Here is a 19607-nt window from a genome sequence, read left to right on the forward strand (position 1 = left end):
CGGGAGCGGTACGGGAAAGTGGTGGACGTGCTGACCGAACTAGCCAAGGCGCCCAAGGGAACGAAGAAACGGTTCTGCGCCCGGGAAGCCATATACCGGATTCAGACCGGCGTCACCCAAGACACCGGCACTCTTTGGGAAAACGTCGATCACATCCGCACACTGACGGGAAATATCCCGCCGAACATGTAGCCGGATTAACGACCCCCCGCTTATGCGGGGGGTCACCTGCTCCCTGTAGATAGGATTCACCATGGACCAGCCGCTATTCAGCGAATGGGAATGCAGCCAGATTACCGGGCAAACCGATATCTGGGACGCCATAGAAACGACCGAGGAAGAGAAAATCGTTCCACCGGAACTCCCCAACGATGGGAGTCTGTTCGGGCTGCGAGTTACCAGCCACCCTCAGGGCGGCGCACTGTTTGGTGTGGAGGTTGACGGATGACCGCGACAATAGAGGGCATGGCCACTGCTGACGTATACCCCACCGCTGTCCGGTACCTCGGTGCCACTCAGGTGGCTGCCGAGATCGGCGTGTCCCGCACCGCTGTCACACAAGCGTTGCGCCGCAACCCCCCAGACAGCGCATCCCCATTCCCGGAACCGGACGCGTTCGTCGGGGACACGCCAGGTTGGGCGCCCGACCGCCTTGGCGAGATCCGGGCGTGGTACGCCACTCCGCGCCAAGGGCGCCGTCAATCCGAGTAGTCGATCGGGCTCGGTATGACCTCCGCGTACCCCCGCATCCAGAACCGGAATAGGTTTCGGGTGCGGGGATCGTTTGCGTTCGGATCATGCGGGCACGTGGAGCGGCGTCGCCCTTCCTGGGCGGCCTGCTTTCCGTCCTGGTAGGCGCGCACGATGTCTACTGCGACCGACACGCATCCTCCCTACCTGTTGAAGTCGCGGCCCACTTCACCGGTCGGCTGACCAGCTTCGATCTCGGCGATGAAGTCTTCAAAGGTCTGGCGTCCGCTGGCGTCGAAGAACCTCTTAAGTTCTTCGCTAGCATATTTCTCTACTCGGCTCCGAGGGCCAGAGAACAATGACATCGGATCGATGCCTGCCGCTTCGCCTTGTTGGTTGAGCATGAACCCGTTCGTCTGCTCTTCCGCTTGCACATAAATCCGTTCGATCATGAGCTTGTACTGCTCACGGGCGATTTCGCGGAAGGGGCGGCGATCCTGCGACGACCGGTGTTCAGCTACGTACTGCTCTCGGCGGATCGACTCGATACTACGTCCCAACACTTCAGCGGCGGCTTCCTCACGCTCCATGCCCTCGTCTTCAACGAGGCGTTCTATCTCCGCGTGCTGGGCGTCCTCCTTCGCCTCGCGCTCGCGGCGGCGCTGTTCTGCCTGCTCCTCTCGACGCCGCTCGGCTTCCTCGCGGCGGTCCATCTCGGCGATAACCGCTTGGACTTGGGGGGAGTCCATGTCCACGCCCGCACCCAGTAGCTCGGACATCCGCGTATCGAGGTCGTCTGCGGAGAGTTGCGTAAGGTCTTCGGTCGGCTCTGGTTCCTTCAGCTCGGGTTGATCGGGGGTGCGATCCTCGGCCGGCTCGGGCTCCTCCTGGCGGCGCGTATCGGGCCGGACCTGTTCGGTTCCCCCATCCAAGGTGGGTTGGGTGTCTGGCCCGATTCCGGTCGCCGCGTCATCGCGTCCGGCCGGTGGTGTGGATCCGGCTCCGGCCTGCTCGCGGTACCGCAGACGTTTCAGCTCGGGGTTGTCTGCCAGGTGCTCGCGTAGCTGTTTCTGCTTACGCCGCACTTTCGCGTTCGCGGCACGTTTGGCGTCCTCGGTGAACGCGGCGGCACGCTCTTCCTTGGCCTTGCGGATGTCGCGCTCAATCGAGCGCTGTTTCATCCGTGCCCGGTAGGCGTCGGGATCCTGCCCGCGCGGCTCGGGAATCTGGGTGACGCCGGGCAGGTAGGCGCTGACCGAGTGACGACAGTTCGGGTGGAACAATCCGGCCGCGCGCGCTTCGGCGAGCGTCCCGGCCACGGTGACGGCTACCGGTTCCTCAGTGAGGGTGTGGGCAATGTCGATTTCCCCGGTCGGACCATCATCGGCTCGTCGAAGTACAGCACCCTCCCACGGGCGGCATAAGGGGCACTCTTGCCCGTGGTCTGACACGTACACGAAGCCGATACCGATGCTGGCGAGCCGGTCAGTTTGCCCTTCGACCGCAGCACGGGCGCTAGCCGTGCGGGTCGCCATTTCCACGTAGGAATGCAGTCGCCATGTCCGGCCGCTCTTGGCCGTAAATCCCGTAATGCCGCGCTTCACGAGCGCTGACCACGCGGCTTGTGTGGCCTCCCGGCGCGACTGTCCCCCGGCGAGCATCCGCGCGGACGCGCCCGCGACCACCTCCCGGTAGGCGTCCAGCGCGTCCCGGAGAACGTTCTTCACCTTGTCGCCGATGTCCTTAATGAGCCGCTCCGCCAGAGCTTCAATCGCGCCGGTCTGTGGCACCTGTTCGCGGGCTTCCTCGGCTGCCTCCCCGATACCGGATCCGGGAAGTAGCCCATCGGGGATGTCGGACAGGGCGGACCGGTTGCCGAGTCTCCACGATCGGGCAATCGAGTCGCGAAGCTGCTGGGATCCGTCGGCTTCAAGCGAGGCTTGGATGGACTCGACCGACTTCCGAAGCTTGCCGATTGCCTCCATCCGCTGGTCTCCTAGCTCAGCGGTCGGCGCTCCGGGGTATTCCTCCAGGTGCCGGGTTATGCGCCGCGTGACGGCGAGTTCGGCTTCTCGGTAGATCCTGCTGACTTGTTGAACTATCGCTTCGATGTTGTCGGGATCGACCGCCACGGGTCACCCCCCGTCGGCGTTCTCCGCGAGACCAGTGGAAGCGAGTTCGGACGCCTCGGCGAACGGATCCGCTTCGCTGGTTTGCTCGGCACGGATCCGCTCGACCTCCTCGGACACTGCGGCTTCGTCCCAGTCCGGATGGAGCATGGCAACCTTCGTGCGCACGCTCGCTGCCTCAGCGTTGGCGATGCCGGTCAAGGTCCGCGAGAGCGCCTCAGGGTCGGGCGTCACCGCGTCCGGCCACTCGATAGCGGGCCGCTCGGGCGTCACACCGGATTCAAACACCTCACGGTCTACGGCAAGCAGCGCTTCCACGAGTTGGGCGAGCGCGGACTTCCAGTAGCCGATTTTGCGTGCCCTGGTCTGGTAGGTCCGCCGTTCGCGAGCATGGACCTCGGTAGCGGTGACCGCCTGTCCGTCGCCCTGTTCGCCGAACGTGGAGGCGGAATAACCGGCGCCTCGGATGATCTGGGTCGCTAGCTCTGTGACCGTCCGGGCGTGCTGTTCAACCCGAATCTCGGGCTGAACGAGCTGAACCATGCTGCTGGGGCTCGTGTCGGTTCCGGGCAGCATCTCCAGACCGGTGAATAGCTCTTGCTCAGCGTCGAACCACGCGCCCTTGCCCGCGCCCTGGTCCTGTAGCAGAGCGTTGGGAACGACCGCGCGGGCCTTGGCCAACCGGTGCTCGCGCGCCCAGCTCGACCAAATTTCATCGAGCTGGTCCATAAGCTGCTCTACGCCCGCGTAGTCGCTTCGTCCCAGCGGCGACCCGCGTAGCAACCGGTTCGGCCTGACGTTGGGAACGTACACGGCAGCCAGCCCCGGGGCGCCGGTCGGGATCGCTCCGTCAGCGTCCACCTGGTCGGCGAGCATCTCGGTCTCGGGTCGGTCGTCCAGCGGCACCGGACGTCCGAGCTTGTCTCGGGTGCCCTGGTAGAGGCCGTGATAGACGGTTCCCGGCTCGTGGCGTTCGAGGTGTCGCCAGACCTGTCCGTGATCGTCGGTGAGCACTCGCCAGAACGTGACCGCGCTCAACCTGCCATGCGTCCACTCGGGAGCGGCACAGTCCGGCGTGATCGCGTCCACGAGCGGAACACCGGCCACGCTGGTATCCCACGACACGCGTAGGTACACGCCCCCGTAGGCCGCGCACACCTCGGCTGCTTCCAAGAGTGTGGCGTGTAGGTCGGCTTCCTCAGTGATCTCGTCGAGCCGTTCTTGGGAACCGACGGTGATCGCGGGAAGCTCTTCAAACAGCAGTTGCGCTGAGGCTTCGGCAATGTCTGAGGCGAGCGGCACGTGTAGCCGCGAAGGCGCTTGCCCCGGTGTGGGCTGTCCCCAGAACCAGCGGACCACAGCCGACCACGCCCGTCCGAGAACGCCCGTGCGACCGTGGTCGCGGTAGAAGTCGTGCCCGCCGACAGCACCCCCGTATACCCGAGACAGTTCCTCGGGATCTCCCGAGTACCAAGCGGACCAGGCGTCGTACAGCTCGCGCGGACGCTGGGTGTCGTGCGGGGGCCACGGCTGGTCTTGTGTGGGAAGCACCGGGTCACCTCCTCACGGTGTGGGCGGCTACAGCCTCACGTGTCCAGTGCGGCCCTCACGGCCGCGTCCTTGGACTCCAACAGCTTGCGCAGCGCCGTGGAGGTCTCCGGCCCGGCGGGCAGGGTGTCGGCGAGGTGGCGGGCAAGCTCGGCGAAAGGCCGGCTGACTTCCTGGAGGTGCTCGGGAAGATGTTCATAGGCGAAGTAGCGCAGGATCGGAGTCATGGGGTGCTCCTAGGTGGTGACGGTCATGGTTGGTCAGGTGGGCTCGCCACAGCGCTTCGGTGGTGGCAAGGGCGTAGCGGGCAGCGTCTAGCGAGTGGTCCGCTATCTTGAGCGGTTTGTCTTCGCCCTTCTCGGTGGCCTCGTCGTCCCAGCTGTAACCGGGAGCTTCGTTGATGAACCCGGTGCACCGGTCGGACACGAGGAGTCGCTGTTCGGCGAGCAGCGTCGCCGTGAGACTGATCCCACGTAGGACGTCGTTGTCCGCGCTCGCGGACGTGAGCCCGTCGCGGTGGAGCTGAAGCCGCATGCTCGCGGCTGACGGATCGACAACAACCCATTCGGGCCGCATGTCGGGCTGTTCGGGTAGGTGGGGTTGGTCGAGCCAGTCCCGCAACCGCGCGGAGAGCTGCCCGTCCGTGAGCCGCGATGCGCCCGCCCGGGGGTCGTGCCGCCATTCGTCCACGAGGTACAACCGGCCATCCTCTCCGAGAGCGAGCAGCAGGGCGGCGGTGGCGTTCGTGGTGCCATAGTCGAGTCCGAGGGTGAGCACGCGCCGCATGCGAGGAAGCGAGGCCCATGGGATGACATGGGTTGCCGGGTCCCACATGTCATAGACCGCGCCCTCAGCCGCAACCCACTCGCCAGCGATGAACCGCCGATGCCATAGCCCGGTGAACTCTGCGCGTTTCTGCTGGACATACTCGCCAGACAGGGCGGGATTGTCGTCCATGGTGAAGTGCCAGTACCGCCAGTGCGGCAACTCCGCGCGCTTGTCGAGAAACTTCGTCTTCAACCAGTGGGCGGGCGAGTCGGGGTTGGTGGTGCCGAACAACTTCGCGCCGTCCACACTCATGCGCCCGAGCAGCTGCGTGAAGAACTCTTCCGGTAGGACCGTGACCTCGTCGCAGTAGGCGCCCGCGACGGTCATTCCCCGCAAGGTCTTCTCAGCCTTGCTGTCGGACGCGCCGATCACGTGGATCCGACGCCCGAGAATGGCCGCCGTAGGCGCTCCGGAGGTGTAGGACACGTGATCGGTGATGCTGCCGAACAGTGCGGGATCCTGTAGTGGCCCCATGATGTTGCGGCTGATCGTCTCCCGAGTCCTGCCGGTGATGAGCAGTTCTCCACCGCGCGGGGCGTCGGCGACGAACATCAACCAGGCGAGTAGGGACGCGATAGTTTTCCCGGAGCGGATCGCGCCGTCCCAGACGTTGACCGCTGCGGTTGATTCCGCGATGGAGCCGAGCTGTTTCCGGCTTAGGGGCAGCGTGTTGAGCACGATCACCCCTCAAAGACCGTGCCCGAAATGACCGTTTCTGGCTTCTGATAAGCAAAAGTTACCGGAAGTCAGAAAGCGCTAGTCCGACGGTTCATTCTGAGAGTCGGCACCGTTCTGCCACGTCTGGCGAATGCCCTCCGCGAGACGCGACAGCATCGAAGCCGCATCGTCGGAACCGGTCGAAGCGTCCACGCTTTCCAGCTTGACCGCGTGCTGTGTGGCGTGCCCGGCCGCTTGGATCAGAGCGCGCACGTCCTGGGGCGGTAGATCATCAGCGGTCCACTGCACGAGCTTCCCGGCCGACACCTCGGACCGCTCGTGCTCGGTCCGGTCGAGCCGGTCGAGCTGATGGGATGCGTGTTCGTAGAGCCGGGAGACGATCTCCGCGCGGCGCGCGGCGTTGTCGGCCACACGCGCGCGCGTCGCGTGGGCGGTCTGCGTCCGGTCGAACGCGTCTTCGTTGCCGTTCTCTTGAGCGACCTTCGCAACGGTACTAGGGGACACCCCATGCTCGCGGGAAATGGCGTTGCGGCTCTTGGTTCCGCTGTCGATGTCCGCCAGGATCGCGGCGCGCTTATCGTCATTGATGGGCGGGGGCATGTCACCCCCTGGTTGCGGCGACGAGAACGGTCCCGCGCGTGCGGGGCCACCGGTTCGGATCGATGAATCCTCGTTCCCGAGCGGTTGATACTGGCATTTCCCGTACAACGTCGGGGGAACGTCCGAGCGCGAATGTGAGCCGGTCGAGAATGTTGGTGCGGTCGCCGGTGTCGCCGCGCGGGATGATTGCGGCGGCGGTGCGGTAATCGGGGGGCATTTCACCCCCCCGGTCCCTACTGAGACGAGATTATGGAAATAATAATGAACGGCCCGAGTACGGCGAAGAATCCGTTCAGCACGGTTCCGGTCACAGCCATGCCGCGCCCGGAGCGGGTGCCGCTTGCCCCGGTGTGGCGTATGCCGACGATTCCGAGGATGAGTCCCACCAGGCAGGGGATGTAGAGCATAAACAGGCAGACCAAGTTCCCGAGCCCCAATATGAGGGATGCGATGGCGGGTCCGCTCGTCTGCCGTGGCGCAGCGTGCGGAGGGACCGGGGGGTGAGCATGGGTCATGCGAACTCCTATTGGTGGGAGAGTCCCAGGATAGAAGAAACGTATCCCCCGACAGTCCCGGATGCGTTCCGTTGGCCACTTTCGGCCATCATGTAAACCATGCCCACGGTTACGCGTCGTGTGCCGGTCGGACATGAAAATGCCCGACCGGTGGCCGGGCATTCGTGTGTTGATGCTTCCTAGTGTGACATTCTCGTCAGTGGAACGCAAGGAAAGGCGAGTTTTTCTAGATCTTTCCAGGAAACGTCATGTTCTACCTCTTGTAGTAGAGGTACACTCCGATATCGAATGCCACACCGATCAGTATCACGATTGCTCCTACGACCGAGTACCACACGGGGAAAGCGTCGAACACTACTCCTCGGATCGTGGTGATGATGGCCACAGGAAGACTGATGTTGAGCACGACCAGGGCGACGCGCAGTAGGAGCGGCATGGTTCCTCCTTGTGAGGTTGGGTGTTGGTGCGTAAAGTAGGAGGTCGGGACCGGGGTAGTTTGGTTACCCCGGTCCCTTGGTTACTTCTTACGATGGCGGCCTATCGCATGCTTTCCCTTCGGCTTCTTCACCTGCGCCCGGAGAGTAAGGACTCCCGTGAGGGTTGAGATGAGAATGAGGAAGAGCGAAGCGATGCTGATGAGGAATTCCACCATATCGAGAAGATCACCTCCTCTCTATTTTGTTGTACTTCCATTGTAGCGGGTACCCGCTACATGTAAAGGGTGTCAGCTACACTTTTTCTATGAGTTTTTCCGACGATCAGATACAGCAGGTCACAGCCGCGCTATCCGCCATCACGGACCCCACGGAGCGCGCGCAGGCCGTGGGAGACATGCTCTCGGCAATACCGGCCCTTCAGCGCGCACTGCGAGAGGAACGACGTGCTGCCGTACTGGACCTGCGCGAAGCCGGATACAGCCACGCGCAGGTAGCGGCTGAACTTGGGATCAGTCGTGGAAGGGCGCAACAGATCGCCGAGGGCCGCACGTCCTAACGGGAGTGCGGTTCGGTCATGAGGTCTCCAATAGATTGCGAACGTCGGAGAGATAGTACGAACGGGCACCATCGGCAGGAGTGAGCTTGCCCCGGCGTGCCCACTGCCGGATGCGCTCCGGTGTGACGGTGTGTCCCAGAGCGGTCAGGGCGCGTGCCGCGTCGGCAGCGGGCAGCGCGGCGGCGTTGAGCCGGTGGAGCGCCTCTGTGCGCCATTCGTGGACGTCTACCTCACCGTCGCACGCGTCATCATGGCACCGCGCGGTGCGAACGCCTTCACGGGCGTACACGGGCCGGCCGCACTCGGGACAGGTTCCCGCGAGCATACTCGCGCCCGGGAGATCCACCGCGCGTTCGGCTTCCTGAACTGCTGCGGTGATCTCATCGAGCGCTTCGGCAGCCGCTGGGTGATGCCGGATGACCTCCACCCGTCCCCGTAGCCATGCGGCCATGGCGGGAAGCGTGTCGTCCGGACACCCTCGTTCGTCGGCGATCATGCGCACCCACCCCACCACGGCGGACCGCAGAACCCAGCGGGCTTCCGACGCCCGCCCAGAGTAGGGAAGTGGGATTTCAGCCGGACGCCCGCCGCCGCTCGGACGTGCCGTCCGGTCCTGTCGGGTGAGCGTCGTCTCCAGCTCGTCAGCGAGCCACTCTTCAACTTTCCGGAGTGCGGCGGTCAGCATTCCCGCGCACGTGGCGCACACGGTGGCATCGGCGACCGGCTGCCCACACGTACACACCATTACGGCTCCCTCGTGGCGAGAACGGCAACAGTGCCGCTCTCGGTGGACTCGATATCCAGCTCAGGAAGCGGCATCATCGCGGCCTCGTATCCCACCTCGCGGAGCAGTACGGGCGCATCTCCACACTCGGAGAGATAGCCACCAAGAAACTCGTGTAGCTCTCGTACAGTCATTCTTCTTTCCTGTTTCTATTCTTAGGAAGACAGGGTGGACTCTCAAGGGTCCACCCTGTTCGAATGTCAGAACGGGGGTTCAGAATCCCGCTGCTCCCACGGGTCGCTTTGAGGTTGTCCGGTGCCGGTGTTGTTCCCGTACCCGTTTCCGCTGTCGCGCCGAGGCATCCGCACTGGGCGAGAAACTTCCTCCACTATAACTTCCTCTGCGCTTTTTTTCTGACCGGATTCCTTGTCCTCCCACTGGGTGGTCTTAATCCGGCCGTGGAGCGTAACTTCTGTTCCCTTGTCAATTTCCGCTTCCGCTATGGCTTCAGCAGTCCGGCCGAAGGCGGTCGCCCGGCCATACCACACGTCGGCGTCTTCCCATTGCTCTGTCTGTTTGTTGTAGCGGCGGGAGTTCGCGGCGATTCTGATCTTTGCCACTGCGGTTCCGTTCTGCGTCCAGCGCATGTCCGGGTCGGCCACGAGCCGACCGGTGACGGAGATCGTGGGTAGTGCCATCGAAGAAGCCCTTCCGTTGCGGCGTTCAGTTGGGTTGTGCGGAGTTTGAAGAGTCGGAGCTGTAGCCTTCCTCGGACACGCGGGTATTTCTGCTTCCGCGTGGATTCTGTGGCTGTGTGAGACCAAGCGCAGAGCGCGCTTGCCGGTACGACTCGGTAGGGGGAGTGGGTTCGCCCCGGTCGGAGCGGATCGCGCGTTGGTCGGCGACAGCGGACAAGTGCTCGTGAAGTTGTTGGCGGTAGTCCCGGGCGTCCGGGTCCGGCCTGGCGATAGGAGCGCGCTGAATCCGGTCGGCGCGGATGGCACGGACCTTGGCGCAGATATCGGCCGGAGAACAGAACCGTTGCTCGCGGGCGATCTGGTCGATAGCTTCCCGGGCATCAGCCGCCACGAGATGGTGCAACGCGGCATGCCACGCGTCCGGCGTGTATTCGTCGACGTGCTGATGAGGGAACGCCGCTTTCACGTACCGAACGAGGGCAGTGGTTTCGGTCCGGTCCATTCTTGCTCCTCTTGATCCTTAGCTCGGGCGCGCTCCATGGCGCGGGTAAACATGTCGTCCGTTTGCTGCTGACGGTTTCCGGGCGAGATTTGCGGCGGCGGTGACGGCGGGTCGGGCTCATCGAGCCACCCTTCGCGGTTGAGCCACGTTGCGGGATACGGGGTGTACTTCGGATCCGCGCCGGTGCGCTGTTGAGCGAGGGTTGCTGCTGCGGAAATGATCGTGTCCGGATCTACTTTCGCCGTTGCCGCCCTGAAAGCTTTTCGGGCCTGCCCCTTACCGACACGTCGGGGATAGGCGCTCCAAAACTCGGAGAACCGGGGAGGGTCCTTATCTTTCTCGCGAGCGGAGCGAGCGGACTCGCTCGTGTTGCTACGGCCGCTGGGCTCGGGGGGAGACGAGAGAGGGGGGTGTTCCGAAGGAACACCATTGGGGTTGGGGTTGGGGGCACCCGTTACGGTGCCGTTACTCTCCCCGTTAGTAACGCCGTTACGGTCCGCGTTACGGTTTTCGGCCTTACGACGCTCCCTCCAAGCCTTCTGACGTGCGGCAGCGTCCTTGCGCCCTGCCTCGACTTGCTCCCGTGAGGCTTGGTAATCGAGGTAATCGTGGACCTGATAACCCCCGTCGATCTCTTCCCAAAGCCCTGCCTCAACTAGCTTCCGAACGGCAGTACGTGCCATAGCGAGGGCTAGGGCATCGTTATCCTCTCCGTTACTAACGCTGTTAGTAACGCCGTTACGGTCCGCGTTACGCATCGCGTCTACAACGTCTTCGAAATCCAGCAACCGAAGCGCTGTCTTCTTAGGGATAAATCCATCCGTGAGGTTACGGTTGCACCACGCGAGTCCGGCTGAAAACAGAGCGATTCCCAGCGCTCCCGCTTGGTCAAATTTTGGATGATCGTAAAAATCATCACTCAGACGAACCCACGCCACTATTCCCCCTTCCCAGAAAGTCATTCATCTTCGGTGGACTCAATGAGTTCGGCGACTTCCATCATCAAATGGGTTGCGTCATTTCCGCGCGCGTGGTCGGAGCGGCGGGGGCACCGTTTCCCCGGGCGGCAGAACGCGTCATGCACCGCAGTTCGTAGCTCCTGACCGACTCCCCATGCGGCGCACGTGTCCACGATCCGCCGGGCGTGAGTAGCGGTGACAGTGCCCCGCGCGTGGTCGTTGTCGCCGTGGCAGTACGGCCCGGACTGGCACAGCCAGTCATGCAGCCACGCCCGCACGGCGGACACCGGATCGCGCGGAGACTCGTCGTGCCCCTCGGACCGGAGAAGGCTCAGGCGAGCTGTAGCGGCGGACTCATTCCTCGGTGACGGCGGCGGAACCGGCCGCGCGCGCTCAGCTTCCAGCCGTTCGGCTAGTTTCTTGGTCTCACGCATCGCTTCCCCTGTAAGAAGAGAAGACAGGGGGCGGCCGCATCCGCCGCCCCCTGGAATGGGTTACTCGGCGGCGTCCAAGCGCTGTTCAAGGGCGGCGATCCGGTCGGACAGTTCAGCCAGGTCCGGAACTTCGTCCCCGGGCTCGGGACTCAGCGTTGCGTAGTCCTGCCTGTCGGCGAGACGCTCATAGTGGCGATCGCACTCGGGACAGGTCGAGGGCCACGGCACGGTAGTGACTTCCTCACCGGACAGTCCGCATACCGTGCGTCCGTCCACCCGCCACGTGTGCGTGTAGCCGTCGTCCTCGTCGGTCTCGTCCTCGTCGGGCTCAGCTTCGGCGGCAAGCTGGTCGCGCTGGTCCCGGAGTTGATCGCGCTCGGCGCGGGCGGCGGCGAGCTCGCGGCGAAGCTCCAGTACATCGCCAGAGAATTCGTAGGCGAACCAGCGCGACATCTCCGCGGACTCGCGGGTGTCGGCAGCGCGCACCCGGGCCGACTGCCATGCGGTGTGGAACCGGTCGCGGTCGGTTCGGACCTGCTCCAGCTCACTGGATAGCCGCTCAAGATGCCGAAGTGTTCGGCGGACGGCACTCCGAGTTTCTCCCGTAAGGGAGCCGATCAGGTCGTACAGGTCGCTGCGCACCCGTCGGGTGTCATCGCGCGTATCCAAGCTGACGGGTACCACCTGGGCGGGGTGGTGCCCGAGGATCGCCAGCGCCATGGTGATCCGCTCGGCGGTACTGCTGGGCAAGTAGACGGACGTCTTCTCACCGTCCGTGCCGCAGGACGTGATAGTGGTGCTGTCGACGATGTGAACGATGTCGCCGTCGTTATCGGTGTGCTTGTAATTTCCGTCGTTCACTGGGACTCCTAGGAAAGAGGGGATCCGTATCCGGCGTGCCGAAGAAGTGTCACTGCCGCAGAAAGGTGCATTCGCACGGGAGCGGTGTACACCTCAAACGGAACTGGTTTCCATACGTCCATAAGGCGTCCGGCTGTCGCGATTTCCATATGTGCCCACCAGGACGCAACCCGCGCGGTTCCATAACCGGGTCGCTTTGTCACGAGAACTCCGATTTCGGCAGTGGCGTTAATCCGCTCTGTGTCGGTTTCGTTCAGCCAATCTGATATGAGCTGGTCACCGGCGTTCTCCGCCTTGTTCCCGCCCTTGATTTCCCAGCAGATTCCGGGACATCCGGTGATGTCCCCTTGGTCCCGGTGGCCGTGTTGTGTCCGCGTATCCGCGTAAGGCCAACCATGATCCTGGAGAAAGCGGGCAACACCGGTTGCGGCACGTGTTCCGATATCACGTGGCTTGTTCATCGTCGTTCTCTTCGACAATCTCAGCGTGTACAACGTCGGAATCAGGGGATGCGGGGATTTCTGTATCCTCGGAGCGCGCCCGTGCCCGTTCTTGCTCGTGGCGATATTCGGCGCTTGTGGGAACCCATTTCGCGAGTCGATGCGCGGCCGTCTTCAGCCACATGGACTCCGGCCATTTCTGCCAAGGGGAATAACTTGAGTCCGCTCCGTCTGACATGGCACGCGCCTTCTCAATATCGTGCTGATTGAGAATGACCACTTTGGAGGTTGATCCACTGTTCATGACCGCGTAGGCGTAGGCACCGACCATGGTTCCCCGGTTCCCGAACCAGTCGGCCTCGTGGATCGGCCTCTCGTGTTTTCCGGGAATCCATTCAAACGTGTCATGCTCGTGCACGATCTCCGCGACGACCGAGGCCACCGCGCCCGCGCGGTAGATTAGCTCGATCTCACCTTGGTAGCCGGTGATGCCCTGGACTTCGAGGGATCCCTTGCGCTTCCTCGGGACTAGGTAGAATTCGGTTGTTCCGGGAGTAAGCCCCTGTTGTGCTGCGTCCATGAGCGCCGACATGAGCGACTGCGGAGCGTTCCGGGCTGCCTCCGCTAGTTTCGCGTCTCGGCGAAGAATGCCCTGAGCGATCCGCACCCAGCCAGCGCCATTGACATGGCTCGGCATCACCTGGGCGAAATCGTCTCTGTACTTGCCCACCATTCCGGACGGGCTCGTGTCCCGCTGGGCAACCGCGTTTGTCACCGACTGGCCCATTACTCGCTCCCCACATAACGCGCGTACACCCGGTATTCGCCATTCACGGTTCGAGCAATGGCTTCAAAATCCCCGATAGGTGCGTAGGCGCTCAGATACGCACGACGAATTTGGTTCGCCGTGACCGACGCGAGTTGCGCGGTCCTCTTGACGTCGATGCGTGCCCATTCGCCTGGACGCTTTCTCAGTGCCTGAGCGATGGTTTGATGCTTCGACCGCTTCGGCGTTGCTGGCGTGGACTTGGACGGTGGAATTTCGAATTTGAGTCGCATATGAATCTTCTAGGAACGTGCGGGAGAGAGGGACTTTGTTTCTCCCGTAGATTTGTCGATCGTGCGCGTAGCTACTCGTCGCCCGTCCGGACGTGCAGCGCGCGTGGCGTTCCCGATCGCATCGAGAATTCGCGCCTTGGTCTCGTTCACGTGCGACTTCGCACGCGACTCCGCATCCCGCGCGGACACGTATTCATCCGCGAGTTCGTCCGTGATGGTTACGGTTACGTCGTCTACACCATCCGGAAGTCGGCGGACCGTGCGGACAGTGGAATCGGCACCGTCAATCGACGGGCGTTCACCGGATTCGATCGAGTAGAGGAAAGATTCAGCCGCTTTACGCATGAGCTGGGTTTCCTCGTGTTGAACCGGGTCGTCCCGATCAAGGGCGATGGTGTATTCCCGGTAGTCGGAACCGCCGATGAGAACGGCCACATGCGCTTGCGAGAGCCCGAGCGCGTCCAGGTACCACAGCACCTGGGCGCGGTAGTGAACCGGTATCTCGTCGGATCCCGACGTGCCCCACTCGTCACCGGATCGGCTCGTCTTGATCTCCAGAACCTCAACCGTGCCGTCCGGAGTCAGGACGAGCCGATCCGGCGTGGCCAACTGCCAGTCCCGCTCTGCGTGAACGTAGGCCCCGGCCCACTGGACGTCACACTCGGGATGTTCGGCTGCCCACTTCTGAGCGACCGGTTCTTCAAGGCGACGACCCCACTCCATGGAAGGGGTATCGGCAGGGCCACCTTCGAGCCCCGCCTTCTGATGCCACAACGAGAATGCCGACAGGTAGGGCGATAGCCCCATGACCGGAGCGATGTCCGAACCGCCGATACGGCCGCGCCGCTGTTCGTGCCACTCGGCGGACCCCGGGGAGTGGTCTGGCAAACGGTGCGCGTCCAGCATCAGGCGTCACCGCCCTCGGGTGCGCACCACACGCGGACCGGCATTCCGTTCACATCGGCGAACGCTTCGAACTTTTCGGGATCGGGATGGCGAACCGGGATCGTCCCGAGCGCGTCAGCCCACGCAGCAACCGTCTCTTCCGACGCCGGGTGAACATGGCCGTCCAGGTGCCGGCCGGTCTCGGGTATGTACCACCACACAGGTGGCAGTTCCCGCGTCAGCAGGGCCGCGAGTTGGATCGCTGCCCGGTGCTGAGACATACGGGTATCCTGCAATTGGACTCCTTACCGGGTAGTTCACTCGCTGCCGCGTAGTTGGGGCTACGCGGCAGCACCTTGCTGACGGGCTTCGTCGCGCTGTTGCCGGATCAGCGTGATCCGCTGTTCGAGCGGCATCCCGCCGGGACGGTGCGCTTCACGCGCAGCGTCTTCCGGACTGAGCGCGTCCCGACGCGCCCGCATCTCCGCGAGCATCCGCGCGGCTACCGTGGTGGCCTCGTCGCGCGTCATTAGTCGTCTACCTCTGCCGACAGGCGTGTCGGAGTGGTACCGATGACGCGTGCGAGATGGCACAGCAGCTCCCGGGAGGGATGCCGCTCCCCGCGCTCTATGCGAGCGAGATGATTCTCGGTGCAGTGTCCTCCGCGTAGGTCGATAGCGTGCACCACGTCTGCCCTGCTCATCTGTTCGAACTCTCGTGCACGCCGGATCAGCGTGCCGCTTGCTTTCAACGCCATGGACACCACGCTAGAGCAGGAACCACAGGTTTCACGCGGTTTTGTACATGCAGAACGGGGTATAAGTCGCTTTAACCTGCGAAAACGAGTAAAAATTTTTACCAGGATCCTGCTATAAGGTAGGCCAAAATTAAGGTAAACCTGTGTTACCTGTGGCATCATGAAGTCATGACAGCACCCCATGACGCACTAGCCGACGCACTAGACGCGCGGCTAGACCACCTAGGGCTGACCCTGAACCAACTATGCGACCGCGCGGGGATCCGCTACGAGACCCTGCGCGCGATCCGTAAGGGCGAGAGCCGCCCGCAGCGGCGGACCGTCCGCAAGCTTGACCGGGCGCTCGGCTGGGATCCGGGACAGACTGAGCGCATACTCAACGGGTCGCCGCCGCCGGACGAGAGTCCCGAGGTGCGTTACGTGGACAGCACCGAGATGGAGATCCTTCGAGCGAACCTCCCAGAGGAGAGACGCGAAGCGCTGTTGCGCTGGCGGCGCGAAGAGCGTTCTCGGTTCCTCGAACGGATCGAGCTAGAAGAGCAGCTGTACCAACAGAAAAAAGACAAAGAGGAGTAGGACGCAGTACCTCCCCTATAGGTTGTCATTTTCAACCAAAATATTCGTACTGGCGTTCGAACGGACGAATCACTAGGATGCCCCAAGCATCGAATGTCAGGGGGATCGCATGCTCAACCAGAAACGTGTAGTAGCGCTTGCGGCGTTGTGTTGGGGAAGCGCTGTTACTGCCGGAGTGTCCGGCGTCGGTACGCATCTAGCCGGGCCGTTGGCTACAGCAGGACTCACGGTAATGGTTGTCTATATAGTCCGGTCGGAACGCAAACGCGATGAAACATACTACCGTCTCGGCTACCGAGACGGATTGGACGATGCGCTGAAACAGGTTTCATGGCAAGAAAAAACAGAAGTTCCGAAACAGCGGGGCCAATCCTAGCAATAGGATATATACGGGTTTCCATGGCGAGAGAAGAAATGATCTCGCCAGAGATCCAAAAAAACGCCATCATGCGATGGGCGAAGGAAAATAATCGTCGCATCGATGATGGCGATTGGATTATTGACCTCGACAAGAGTGGACGGAATTTCAAGCGAAAAATCCAGAAAGCCATTGGCCGGGTTGAGTCTGGTGACAGGAAAGAAATAATAGCCTACCGGTATGATCGGTGGGGCCGGAATGCTGTAGAGTCTCTCGCTAATGTCGGGCGTCTTGAGCAGGCGGGCGGACGCCTGGTCTCTGTTACAGAACCACTAGACGCCGAAAGCGCGATTGGGAAATACAACCGCACCAATGCTTTCGCGCTGGCTGAAATGCAGTCAGATATCATCTCGGAGAACTGGCAGAGAGTAGGCGATTCCCGCCGGGCGCGAGGACTTCCGCATACTGGCATGCAGGTGTACGGATATGTCAGACGCGGACGCATACCAGCGCCGCAAGGAGCAAGTCGAGCGTACATGACGGACGTTTCCAGTCCGGAGGAACGATACGAGGTTATCCGAGAGCAGGAACCATACGTGCGGGAAATGTATCGCATGTACATATTCGGTTCCGGATTTACAAAAATCGCACAAACACTAAATGAAGCTGGGCAGAAAACAGTACTTGGATACCAATGGAGTGCATTCCGTGTTGCGGCATATCTAGACAGCGGGTTTGCGGCCGGTAAGATACGGAGCCATGCGAAAGAATGTACGTGTACACATCCGTCAACTTGCCCCAGCTCGGAATACATTGATGGTGCGCACGAACCAATAATAGAACCATGGGAATGGGAAAAATATAAAAAAGCCCGTGAAGATCGGCGTCGTAGGCCACCTCGTGCAGCCAATGCGCGAAATCCGCTCATTGGGTGTGCTCGATGCGGGGATTGTGGGGGTGCCCTGGTGTATACCCTCACATCATCGAAAAGAAATGTTCCTCAGTATTCTGTGATGCGCTGCTCATGGAAATACCAGCATGGCCGGTCCGAGTGTGTGGGAGGTACGGGCAGGGCATCAGAAATAGAAAAAGAGGTTATTGAAAGCCTGGCGTCGGAACTTCCGCACCTGGAGAGCGAAGCTTCTAAGATCAAAACGGAATCCGGGGAATTGGCTTCACGGGATTCCAATGTTAAAGACGATTTGAAAGCAGAGATATCCCGGCTCACGCAAGCCCTCAAGAAAGCGGCCAAGGACCGGGCTATGAACGATGTGCCCGACGACGTGTACCGCGAGACCATCGCTGACCTCACGGCAGCCCGCGACGCCAAACAGCACGAGCTTGACGCCCTCGAAGCAAGCGCATCAAGCGAGGAAGAAACCTCTGAACGCGTGCAGGTAGCGAGGAGCCTGGTCGAGGAGTGGGAGACGTTACCCGCTGAGGGGATAAATACCCTGCTTCGGGAACTGGGGTGCCACATCACCATGCGCCGGGAGTACCCGCGCGGGCCACTGGACGTGCGCGTCTCGTGGTCATGGAGCGACCACGACGTGTGGGAGAGACCAGCCAGCTGACTGGCATGAGTTGTGTTTTGGATGATTCGACAACCGTCATGATGCTGCCCATCGGGATGGCCGTGGTCAGCATGGTCACCCACCTGCGGGACGGCCGCACCGACACGAACTTCGCGACCGCCCTGATGCTGGGCATCGCCTACGCGTCCTCCATCGGGTCGGTGTCCACCATCATCGGCACACCCCCGAACGCCTTCATGGTGGGCTACCTCGCCGACAACCACGACATAGCGATCGGTTTCGGCCAGTGGATGCTCGTCGGTGTCCCGCTGGCGGTGGTGTTCCTGGTGCTGGCGTGGTTCGTGCTGACCCGGCTCGTGTACCCGCCCGCCATCTCCCGGATTCCCGGCGGCCGGGACCTCGTCCGCCGGGAGCTGCGGGACATGGGGCCGGTGTCGCGCGGTGAGTGGACCGTGCTGGCGGTGTTCGTCGGCGCCGCGTTCTGCTGGATCGTCGTCCCCCTGCTCGCCGACACCGCCACCGTCGGTGAGGCGCTGCCGTGGCTGGGCCGGGTCTCCGACGCCGGGATCGCGATGCTCGCCGCCGTCCTGCTGTTCGTCATCCCGGTGGACGGACGCCGCGGGACCGCCGCCCTGGACTGGGACACCGCCGTACAACTGCCGTGGGGGATCCTGCTGCTGTTCGGCGGCGGGCTCAGCCTCTCCAGCCAGTTCGAGGCGACCGGCCTGAGCGAGTGGATCGGTGAACGCGTCGGCCTGCTCAGCGCCGTTCCGGGATGGGTGCTGATCCTGACCGTGGCCCTCCTGGTGCTGCTGCTGACCGAGCTCACCAGCAACACGGCCACCGCCACGATCTTCGTGCCGATCCTCGCCGGAGTGGCGCTGGGTATGGGGCTGGACGTGCTGACGCTGGTGGTGCCCGCCGCGTTGGCGGCGTCGCTGGCGTTCATGCTGCCGGTGGCGACCCCGCCCAACGCGATCGCGTTCGGTTCCGGGTACCTGCGCATCGGCCAGATGGTCCGAGCGGGGCTGTGGCTGAACATCATCGCGGTGGTGCTGACCATGGCGGTGATGTACACCGTCGCCGCGTGGGTGTTCTCCCTCTCGCTCTGACACGTGCGGGCGTCAGTCCCCGGCCGGCCGCTCGCGCGTAGGATCGGGACCGGAGATGAGAACGATCAACCGCGGCGGCGAGTACGAGTTCGAGCTCAAGAAGTCCCGCTTCCTGTGCGCCCTCGCGCGGGTGGCCAGCGAGGACGAGGCGCGGACCTTCATCGCCGAACGCCGCAAGACGCACTGGAACGCCGCCCACAACTGCACCGCCTACGTGGTGGGTGACGACGGCGGGGTGCAGCGTTCCAGCGACGACGGCGAACCCTCGGGAACCGCCGGAGTCCCGATGCTGGAGGTGCTGCGGCACCGCGGCATCACCGACACGGCCGCCGTGGTGACCCGCTACTTCGGCGGGGTGAAACTGGGGGCCGGAGGGCTGATCCGCGCCTACGGCAACGCCGTATCCGCCGCGCTCGACCACGTGGGTGTGGTGGAGCGGCGCACCCTCCTGGTGGTGCAGGTGGCGGTCGACTACCAGCGGGCCGGCCGGGTGGAGAGCGGGCTGCGCGAGTCCGGGTACGAGGTGCGCGACGTTCGTTACGGCGGCGACGCCCGGTTCGAGCTCGCGCTCGCCGAGGCCGACCTGGCGGCGCTTCGGGCGTGGCTGGCCGAGGTGACCTCCGGGTGGGCCGAGTGCGAGGTGCTGGGCACCACCACCGTCGAGACCTGAGGCGGGGAGCCTCCGCGCGGGGAGGCCGCACCGGTCGGCTACGTTCGGCGGGGCGC

At 63.1% G+C, this 19607-nt stretch carries 28 protein-coding genes and 1 pseudogene; 8 read left to right on the forward strand and 21 right to left on the reverse strand.

Annotated features, from left to right (window positions below):
* The 3 genes from FHX37_RS23050 to FHX37_RS20465 all read left to right on the forward strand — a co-directional run.
* Positions 1-192: hypothetical protein (locus FHX37_RS23050; RefSeq protein WP_211351994.1), on the forward strand; the 192-nt coding region annotated here is incomplete at its 5' end.
* A gap of 61 nt (positions 193-253) precedes the next feature.
* Positions 254-448, forward strand: coding sequence for a hypothetical protein (locus FHX37_RS20460; RefSeq protein WP_141925884.1), 195 nt, complete (start codon positions 254-256; stop codon positions 446-448).
* Entirely contained in the window at positions 445-711 is a 267-nt protein-coding gene (locus FHX37_RS20465) for a hypothetical protein (protein WP_141925886.1), read from the forward strand. The genes FHX37_RS20460 and FHX37_RS20465 overlap by 4 nt, the downstream gene beginning before the upstream one ends.
* On the opposite strand, the gene FHX37_RS24170 is transcribed toward FHX37_RS20465, so the two are convergent.
* The 8 genes from FHX37_RS24170 to FHX37_RS20500 form a co-directional block, all read right to left on the reverse strand.
* The gene (locus FHX37_RS24170) at positions 699-884 is read right to left on the reverse strand and encodes an Rmf/CrpP fold protein (protein WP_394344526.1); all 186 of its coding nucleotides are present in this window, start codon (positions 882-884) and stop codon (positions 699-701) included. The two genes, FHX37_RS20465 and FHX37_RS24170, sit on opposite strands and share 13 nt — an antisense overlap.
* 9 nt (positions 885-893) lie before the next feature.
* A complete protein-coding gene (locus FHX37_RS20470; RefSeq protein ID WP_141925888.1) occupies positions 894-2822 on the reverse strand; it encodes a phage minor capsid protein in 1929 nt (642 codons plus the stop codon).
* Between the two features lie 3 nt (positions 2823-2825).
* The gene (locus FHX37_RS20475; RefSeq protein WP_141925889.1) at positions 2826-4370 is read right to left on the reverse strand and encodes a phage portal protein; all 1545 of its coding nucleotides are present in this window, start codon (positions 4368-4370) and stop codon (positions 2826-2828) included.
* Positions 4371-4405: 35 nt separating this feature from the next.
* Positions 4406-4594, reverse strand: a complete 189-nt coding sequence (locus tag FHX37_RS20480; RefSeq protein WP_141925890.1) for a hypothetical protein — start codon at positions 4592-4594, stop codon at positions 4406-4408.
* A complete protein-coding gene (locus tag FHX37_RS20485) occupies positions 4563-5873 on the reverse strand; it encodes a PBSX family phage terminase large subunit (protein WP_141925892.1) in 1311 nt (436 codons plus the stop codon). The genes FHX37_RS20480 and FHX37_RS20485 overlap by 32 nt, the downstream gene beginning before the upstream one ends.
* Positions 5874-5951: 78 nt before the next feature.
* Positions 5952-6473 (reverse strand): hypothetical protein, encoded by a 522-nt coding sequence (locus FHX37_RS20490; RefSeq protein WP_141925893.1) that lies wholly within the window; start codon positions 6471-6473, stop codon positions 5952-5954.
* A 233-nt stretch (positions 6474-6706) separates the two neighbouring features.
* Entirely contained in the window at positions 6707-7150 is a 444-nt protein-coding gene (locus tag FHX37_RS24010) for a DUF4190 domain-containing protein (RefSeq protein WP_141925894.1), read from the reverse strand.
* A gap of 91 nt (positions 7151-7241) precedes the next feature.
* The gene (locus FHX37_RS20500) at positions 7242-7424 is read right to left on the reverse strand and encodes a hypothetical protein (RefSeq protein ID WP_141925895.1); all 183 of its coding nucleotides are present in this window, start codon (positions 7422-7424) and stop codon (positions 7242-7244) included.
* A 305-nt stretch (positions 7425-7729) separates the two neighbouring features.
* Here FHX37_RS20500 and FHX37_RS20505 point away from each other — a divergent pair, with 305 nt between their 5' ends.
* Positions 7730-7981 carry a helix-turn-helix domain-containing protein gene (locus FHX37_RS20505; RefSeq protein WP_141925896.1) on the forward strand — a complete coding sequence of 84 codons (252 nt, stop codon included), beginning with the start codon at positions 7730-7732 and terminating at the stop codon, positions 7979-7981.
* Positions 7982-7997: 16 nt separating this feature from the next.
* Here FHX37_RS20505 and FHX37_RS20510 read toward each other — a convergent pair whose 3' ends face one another.
* The 12 genes from FHX37_RS20510 to FHX37_RS23075 form a co-directional block, all read right to left on the reverse strand.
* Positions 7998-8477 carry a hypothetical protein gene (locus tag FHX37_RS20510; RefSeq protein WP_141925897.1) on the reverse strand — a complete coding sequence of 160 codons (480 nt, stop codon included), beginning with the start codon at positions 8475-8477 and terminating at the stop codon, positions 7998-8000.
* A gap of 248 nt (positions 8478-8725) precedes the next feature.
* Positions 8726-8899 (reverse strand): hypothetical protein, encoded by a 174-nt coding sequence (locus FHX37_RS23060; protein ID WP_170181663.1) that lies wholly within the window; start codon positions 8897-8899, stop codon positions 8726-8728.
* A 66-nt stretch (positions 8900-8965) separates the two neighbouring features.
* Positions 8966-9403 (reverse strand): single-stranded DNA-binding protein, encoded by a 438-nt coding sequence (locus FHX37_RS23065; RefSeq protein WP_170181664.1) that lies wholly within the window; start codon positions 9401-9403, stop codon positions 8966-8968.
* A gap of 25 nt (positions 9404-9428) precedes the next feature.
* Complete coding sequence (locus tag FHX37_RS23070; RefSeq protein WP_170181665.1) at positions 9429-9905, reverse strand: hypothetical protein; 477 nt, start codon at positions 9903-9905, stop codon at positions 9429-9431.
* Positions 9866-10867, reverse strand: a complete 1002-nt coding sequence (locus FHX37_RS20520) for a hypothetical protein (RefSeq protein ID WP_141925900.1) — start codon at positions 10865-10867, stop codon at positions 9866-9868. The genes FHX37_RS23070 and FHX37_RS20520 overlap by 40 nt, the downstream gene beginning before the upstream one ends.
* 491 nt (positions 10868-11358) lie before the next feature.
* Positions 11359-12159 carry a hypothetical protein gene (locus FHX37_RS20525; RefSeq protein WP_141925902.1) on the reverse strand — a complete coding sequence of 267 codons (801 nt, stop codon included), beginning with the start codon at positions 12157-12159 and terminating at the stop codon, positions 11359-11361.
* A 444-nt stretch (positions 12160-12603) separates the two neighbouring features.
* A complete protein-coding gene (locus FHX37_RS20535) occupies positions 12604-13386 on the reverse strand; it encodes a recombinase RecT (protein ID WP_141925904.1) in 783 nt (260 codons plus the stop codon).
* Positions 13386-13658, reverse strand: a complete 273-nt coding sequence (locus tag FHX37_RS20540) for a hypothetical protein (RefSeq protein WP_141925905.1) — start codon at positions 13656-13658, stop codon at positions 13386-13388. Before FHX37_RS20540 ends, FHX37_RS20535 begins: the two co-directional genes overlap by 1 nt.
* 9 nt (positions 13659-13667) lie before the next feature.
* Positions 13668-14564: a YqaJ viral recombinase family nuclease gene (locus FHX37_RS20545; RefSeq protein WP_141925906.1), complete on the reverse strand. Its 897-nt coding sequence runs from the start codon at positions 14562-14564 to the stop codon at positions 13668-13670.
* Positions 14564-14824 carry a hypothetical protein gene (locus tag FHX37_RS20550; protein WP_141925908.1) on the reverse strand — a complete coding sequence of 87 codons (261 nt, stop codon included), beginning with the start codon at positions 14822-14824 and terminating at the stop codon, positions 14564-14566. The genes FHX37_RS20545 and FHX37_RS20550 overlap by 1 nt, the downstream gene beginning before the upstream one ends.
* A gap of 60 nt (positions 14825-14884) precedes the next feature.
* On the reverse strand, positions 14885-15073 hold the full coding sequence (locus FHX37_RS20555) for a hypothetical protein (RefSeq protein ID WP_141925910.1): 189 nt from the start codon (positions 15071-15073) through the stop codon (positions 14885-14887).
* Positions 15073-15300, reverse strand: a complete 228-nt coding sequence (locus tag FHX37_RS23075) for a helix-turn-helix domain-containing protein (RefSeq protein ID WP_170181666.1) — start codon at positions 15298-15300, stop codon at positions 15073-15075. The genes FHX37_RS20555 and FHX37_RS23075 overlap by 1 nt, the downstream gene beginning before the upstream one ends.
* 168 nt (positions 15301-15468) lie before the next feature.
* Here FHX37_RS23075 and FHX37_RS20565 point away from each other — a divergent pair, with 168 nt between their 5' ends.
* Entirely contained in the window at positions 15469-15876 is a 408-nt protein-coding gene (locus FHX37_RS20565; protein ID WP_141925914.1) for a helix-turn-helix domain-containing protein, read from the forward strand.
* Between the two features lie 31 nt (positions 15877-15907).
* Here FHX37_RS20565 and FHX37_RS23080 read toward each other — a convergent pair whose 3' ends face one another.
* The gene (locus FHX37_RS23080; protein ID WP_170181667.1) at positions 15908-16072 is read right to left on the reverse strand and encodes a hypothetical protein; all 165 of its coding nucleotides are present in this window, start codon (positions 16070-16072) and stop codon (positions 15908-15910) included.
* A gap of 134 nt (positions 16073-16206) precedes the next feature.
* On the opposite strand from FHX37_RS23080, the gene FHX37_RS20570 reads away from it, so the two are divergent.
* The 3 genes and pseudogenes from FHX37_RS20570 to FHX37_RS20580 all read left to right on the forward strand — a co-directional run bounded on the left by FHX37_RS20570 (position 16207) and on the right by FHX37_RS20580 (position 19551).
* Positions 16207-17808 (forward strand): recombinase family protein, encoded by a 1602-nt coding sequence (locus FHX37_RS20570; protein ID WP_141925916.1) that lies wholly within the window; start codon positions 16207-16209, stop codon positions 17806-17808.
* A gap of 14 nt (positions 17809-17822) precedes the next feature.
* Positions 17823-18881, forward strand: a pseudogene (locus FHX37_RS20575) (SLC13 family permease); the annotation flags it as partial.
* Positions 18882-18936: 55 nt separating this feature from the next.
* Positions 18937-19551, forward strand: coding sequence for a YigZ family protein (locus FHX37_RS20580; RefSeq protein ID WP_141925920.1), 615 nt, complete (start codon positions 18937-18939; stop codon positions 19549-19551).
* Positions 19552-19607 lie beyond the last annotated feature (56 nt).

The sequence above is a fragment of the Haloactinospora alba genome (assembly GCF_006717075.1).
Taxonomy (GTDB): domain Bacteria; phylum Actinomycetota; class Actinomycetes; order Streptosporangiales; family Streptosporangiaceae; genus Haloactinospora; species Haloactinospora alba.

Excerpts from the sequence above, each read along its gene's own strand:
- FHX37_RS20460 (WP_141925884.1), top strand. The coding sequence starts at position 254 with ATGGACCAGCCGCTATTCAGCGAATGGGAATGCAGCCAGATTACCGGG.
- FHX37_RS20465 (WP_141925886.1), top strand. The coding sequence starts at position 445 with ATGACCGCGACAATAGAGGGCATGGCCACTGCTGACGTATACCCCACC.
- FHX37_RS20480 (WP_141925890.1), bottom strand. The coding sequence starts at position 4,594 with ATGACTCCGATCCTGCGCTACTTCGCCTATGAACATCTTCCCGAGCAC.
- FHX37_RS20490 (WP_141925893.1), bottom strand. The coding sequence starts at position 6,473 with ATGCCCCCGCCCATCAATGACGATAAGCGCGCCGCGATCCTGGCGGAC.
- FHX37_RS24010 (WP_141925894.1), bottom strand. The coding sequence starts at position 7,150 with ATGCCCGGCCACCGGTCGGGCATTTTCATGTCCGACCGGCACACGACG.
- FHX37_RS20500 (WP_141925895.1), bottom strand. The coding sequence starts at position 7,424 with ATGCCGCTCCTACTGCGCGTCGCCCTGGTCGTGCTCAACATCAGTCTT.
- FHX37_RS20505 (WP_141925896.1), top strand. The coding sequence starts at position 7,730 with ATGAGTTTTTCCGACGATCAGATACAGCAGGTCACAGCCGCGCTATCC.
- FHX37_RS20510 (WP_141925897.1), bottom strand. The coding sequence starts at position 8,477 with ATGATCGCCGACGAACGAGGGTGTCCGGACGACACGCTTCCCGCCATG.
- FHX37_RS23060 (WP_170181663.1), bottom strand. The coding sequence starts at position 8,899 with ATGACTGTACGAGAGCTACACGAGTTTCTTGGTGGCTATCTCTCCGAG.
- FHX37_RS23065 (WP_170181664.1), bottom strand. The coding sequence starts at position 9,403 with ATGGCACTACCCACGATCTCCGTCACCGGTCGGCTCGTGGCCGACCCG.
- FHX37_RS23070 (WP_170181665.1), bottom strand. The coding sequence starts at position 9,905 with ATGGACCGGACCGAAACCACTGCCCTCGTTCGGTACGTGAAAGCGGCG.
- FHX37_RS20520 (WP_141925900.1), bottom strand. The coding sequence starts at position 10,867 with ATGACTTTCTGGGAAGGGGGAATAGTGGCGTGGGTTCGTCTGAGTGAT.
- FHX37_RS20535 (WP_141925904.1), bottom strand. The coding sequence starts at position 13,386 with ATGGGCCAGTCGGTGACAAACGCGGTTGCCCAGCGGGACACGAGCCCG.
- FHX37_RS20540 (WP_141925905.1), bottom strand. The coding sequence starts at position 13,658 with ATGCGACTCAAATTCGAAATTCCACCGTCCAAGTCCACGCCAGCAACG.
- FHX37_RS20545 (WP_141925906.1), bottom strand. The coding sequence starts at position 14,564 with ATGCTGGACGCGCACCGTTTGCCAGACCACTCCCCGGGGTCCGCCGAG.
- FHX37_RS20550 (WP_141925908.1), bottom strand. The coding sequence starts at position 14,824 with ATGTCTCAGCACCGGGCAGCGATCCAACTCGCGGCCCTGCTGACGCGG.
- FHX37_RS20555 (WP_141925910.1), bottom strand. The coding sequence starts at position 15,073 with ATGACGCGCGACGAGGCCACCACGGTAGCCGCGCGGATGCTCGCGGAG.
- FHX37_RS23075 (WP_170181666.1), bottom strand. The coding sequence starts at position 15,300 with ATGGCGTTGAAAGCAAGCGGCACGCTGATCCGGCGTGCACGAGAGTTC.
- FHX37_RS20565 (WP_141925914.1), top strand. The coding sequence starts at position 15,469 with ATGACAGCACCCCATGACGCACTAGCCGACGCACTAGACGCGCGGCTA.
- FHX37_RS23080 (WP_170181667.1), bottom strand. The coding sequence starts at position 16,072 with ATGCGTACCGACGCCGGACACTCCGGCAGTAACAGCGCTTCCCCAACA.
- FHX37_RS20570 (WP_141925916.1), top strand. The coding sequence starts at position 16,207 with ATGGCAAGAAAAAACAGAAGTTCCGAAACAGCGGGGCCAATCCTAGCA.
- FHX37_RS20580 (WP_141925920.1), top strand. The coding sequence starts at position 18,937 with ATGAGAACGATCAACCGCGGCGGCGAGTACGAGTTCGAGCTCAAGAAG.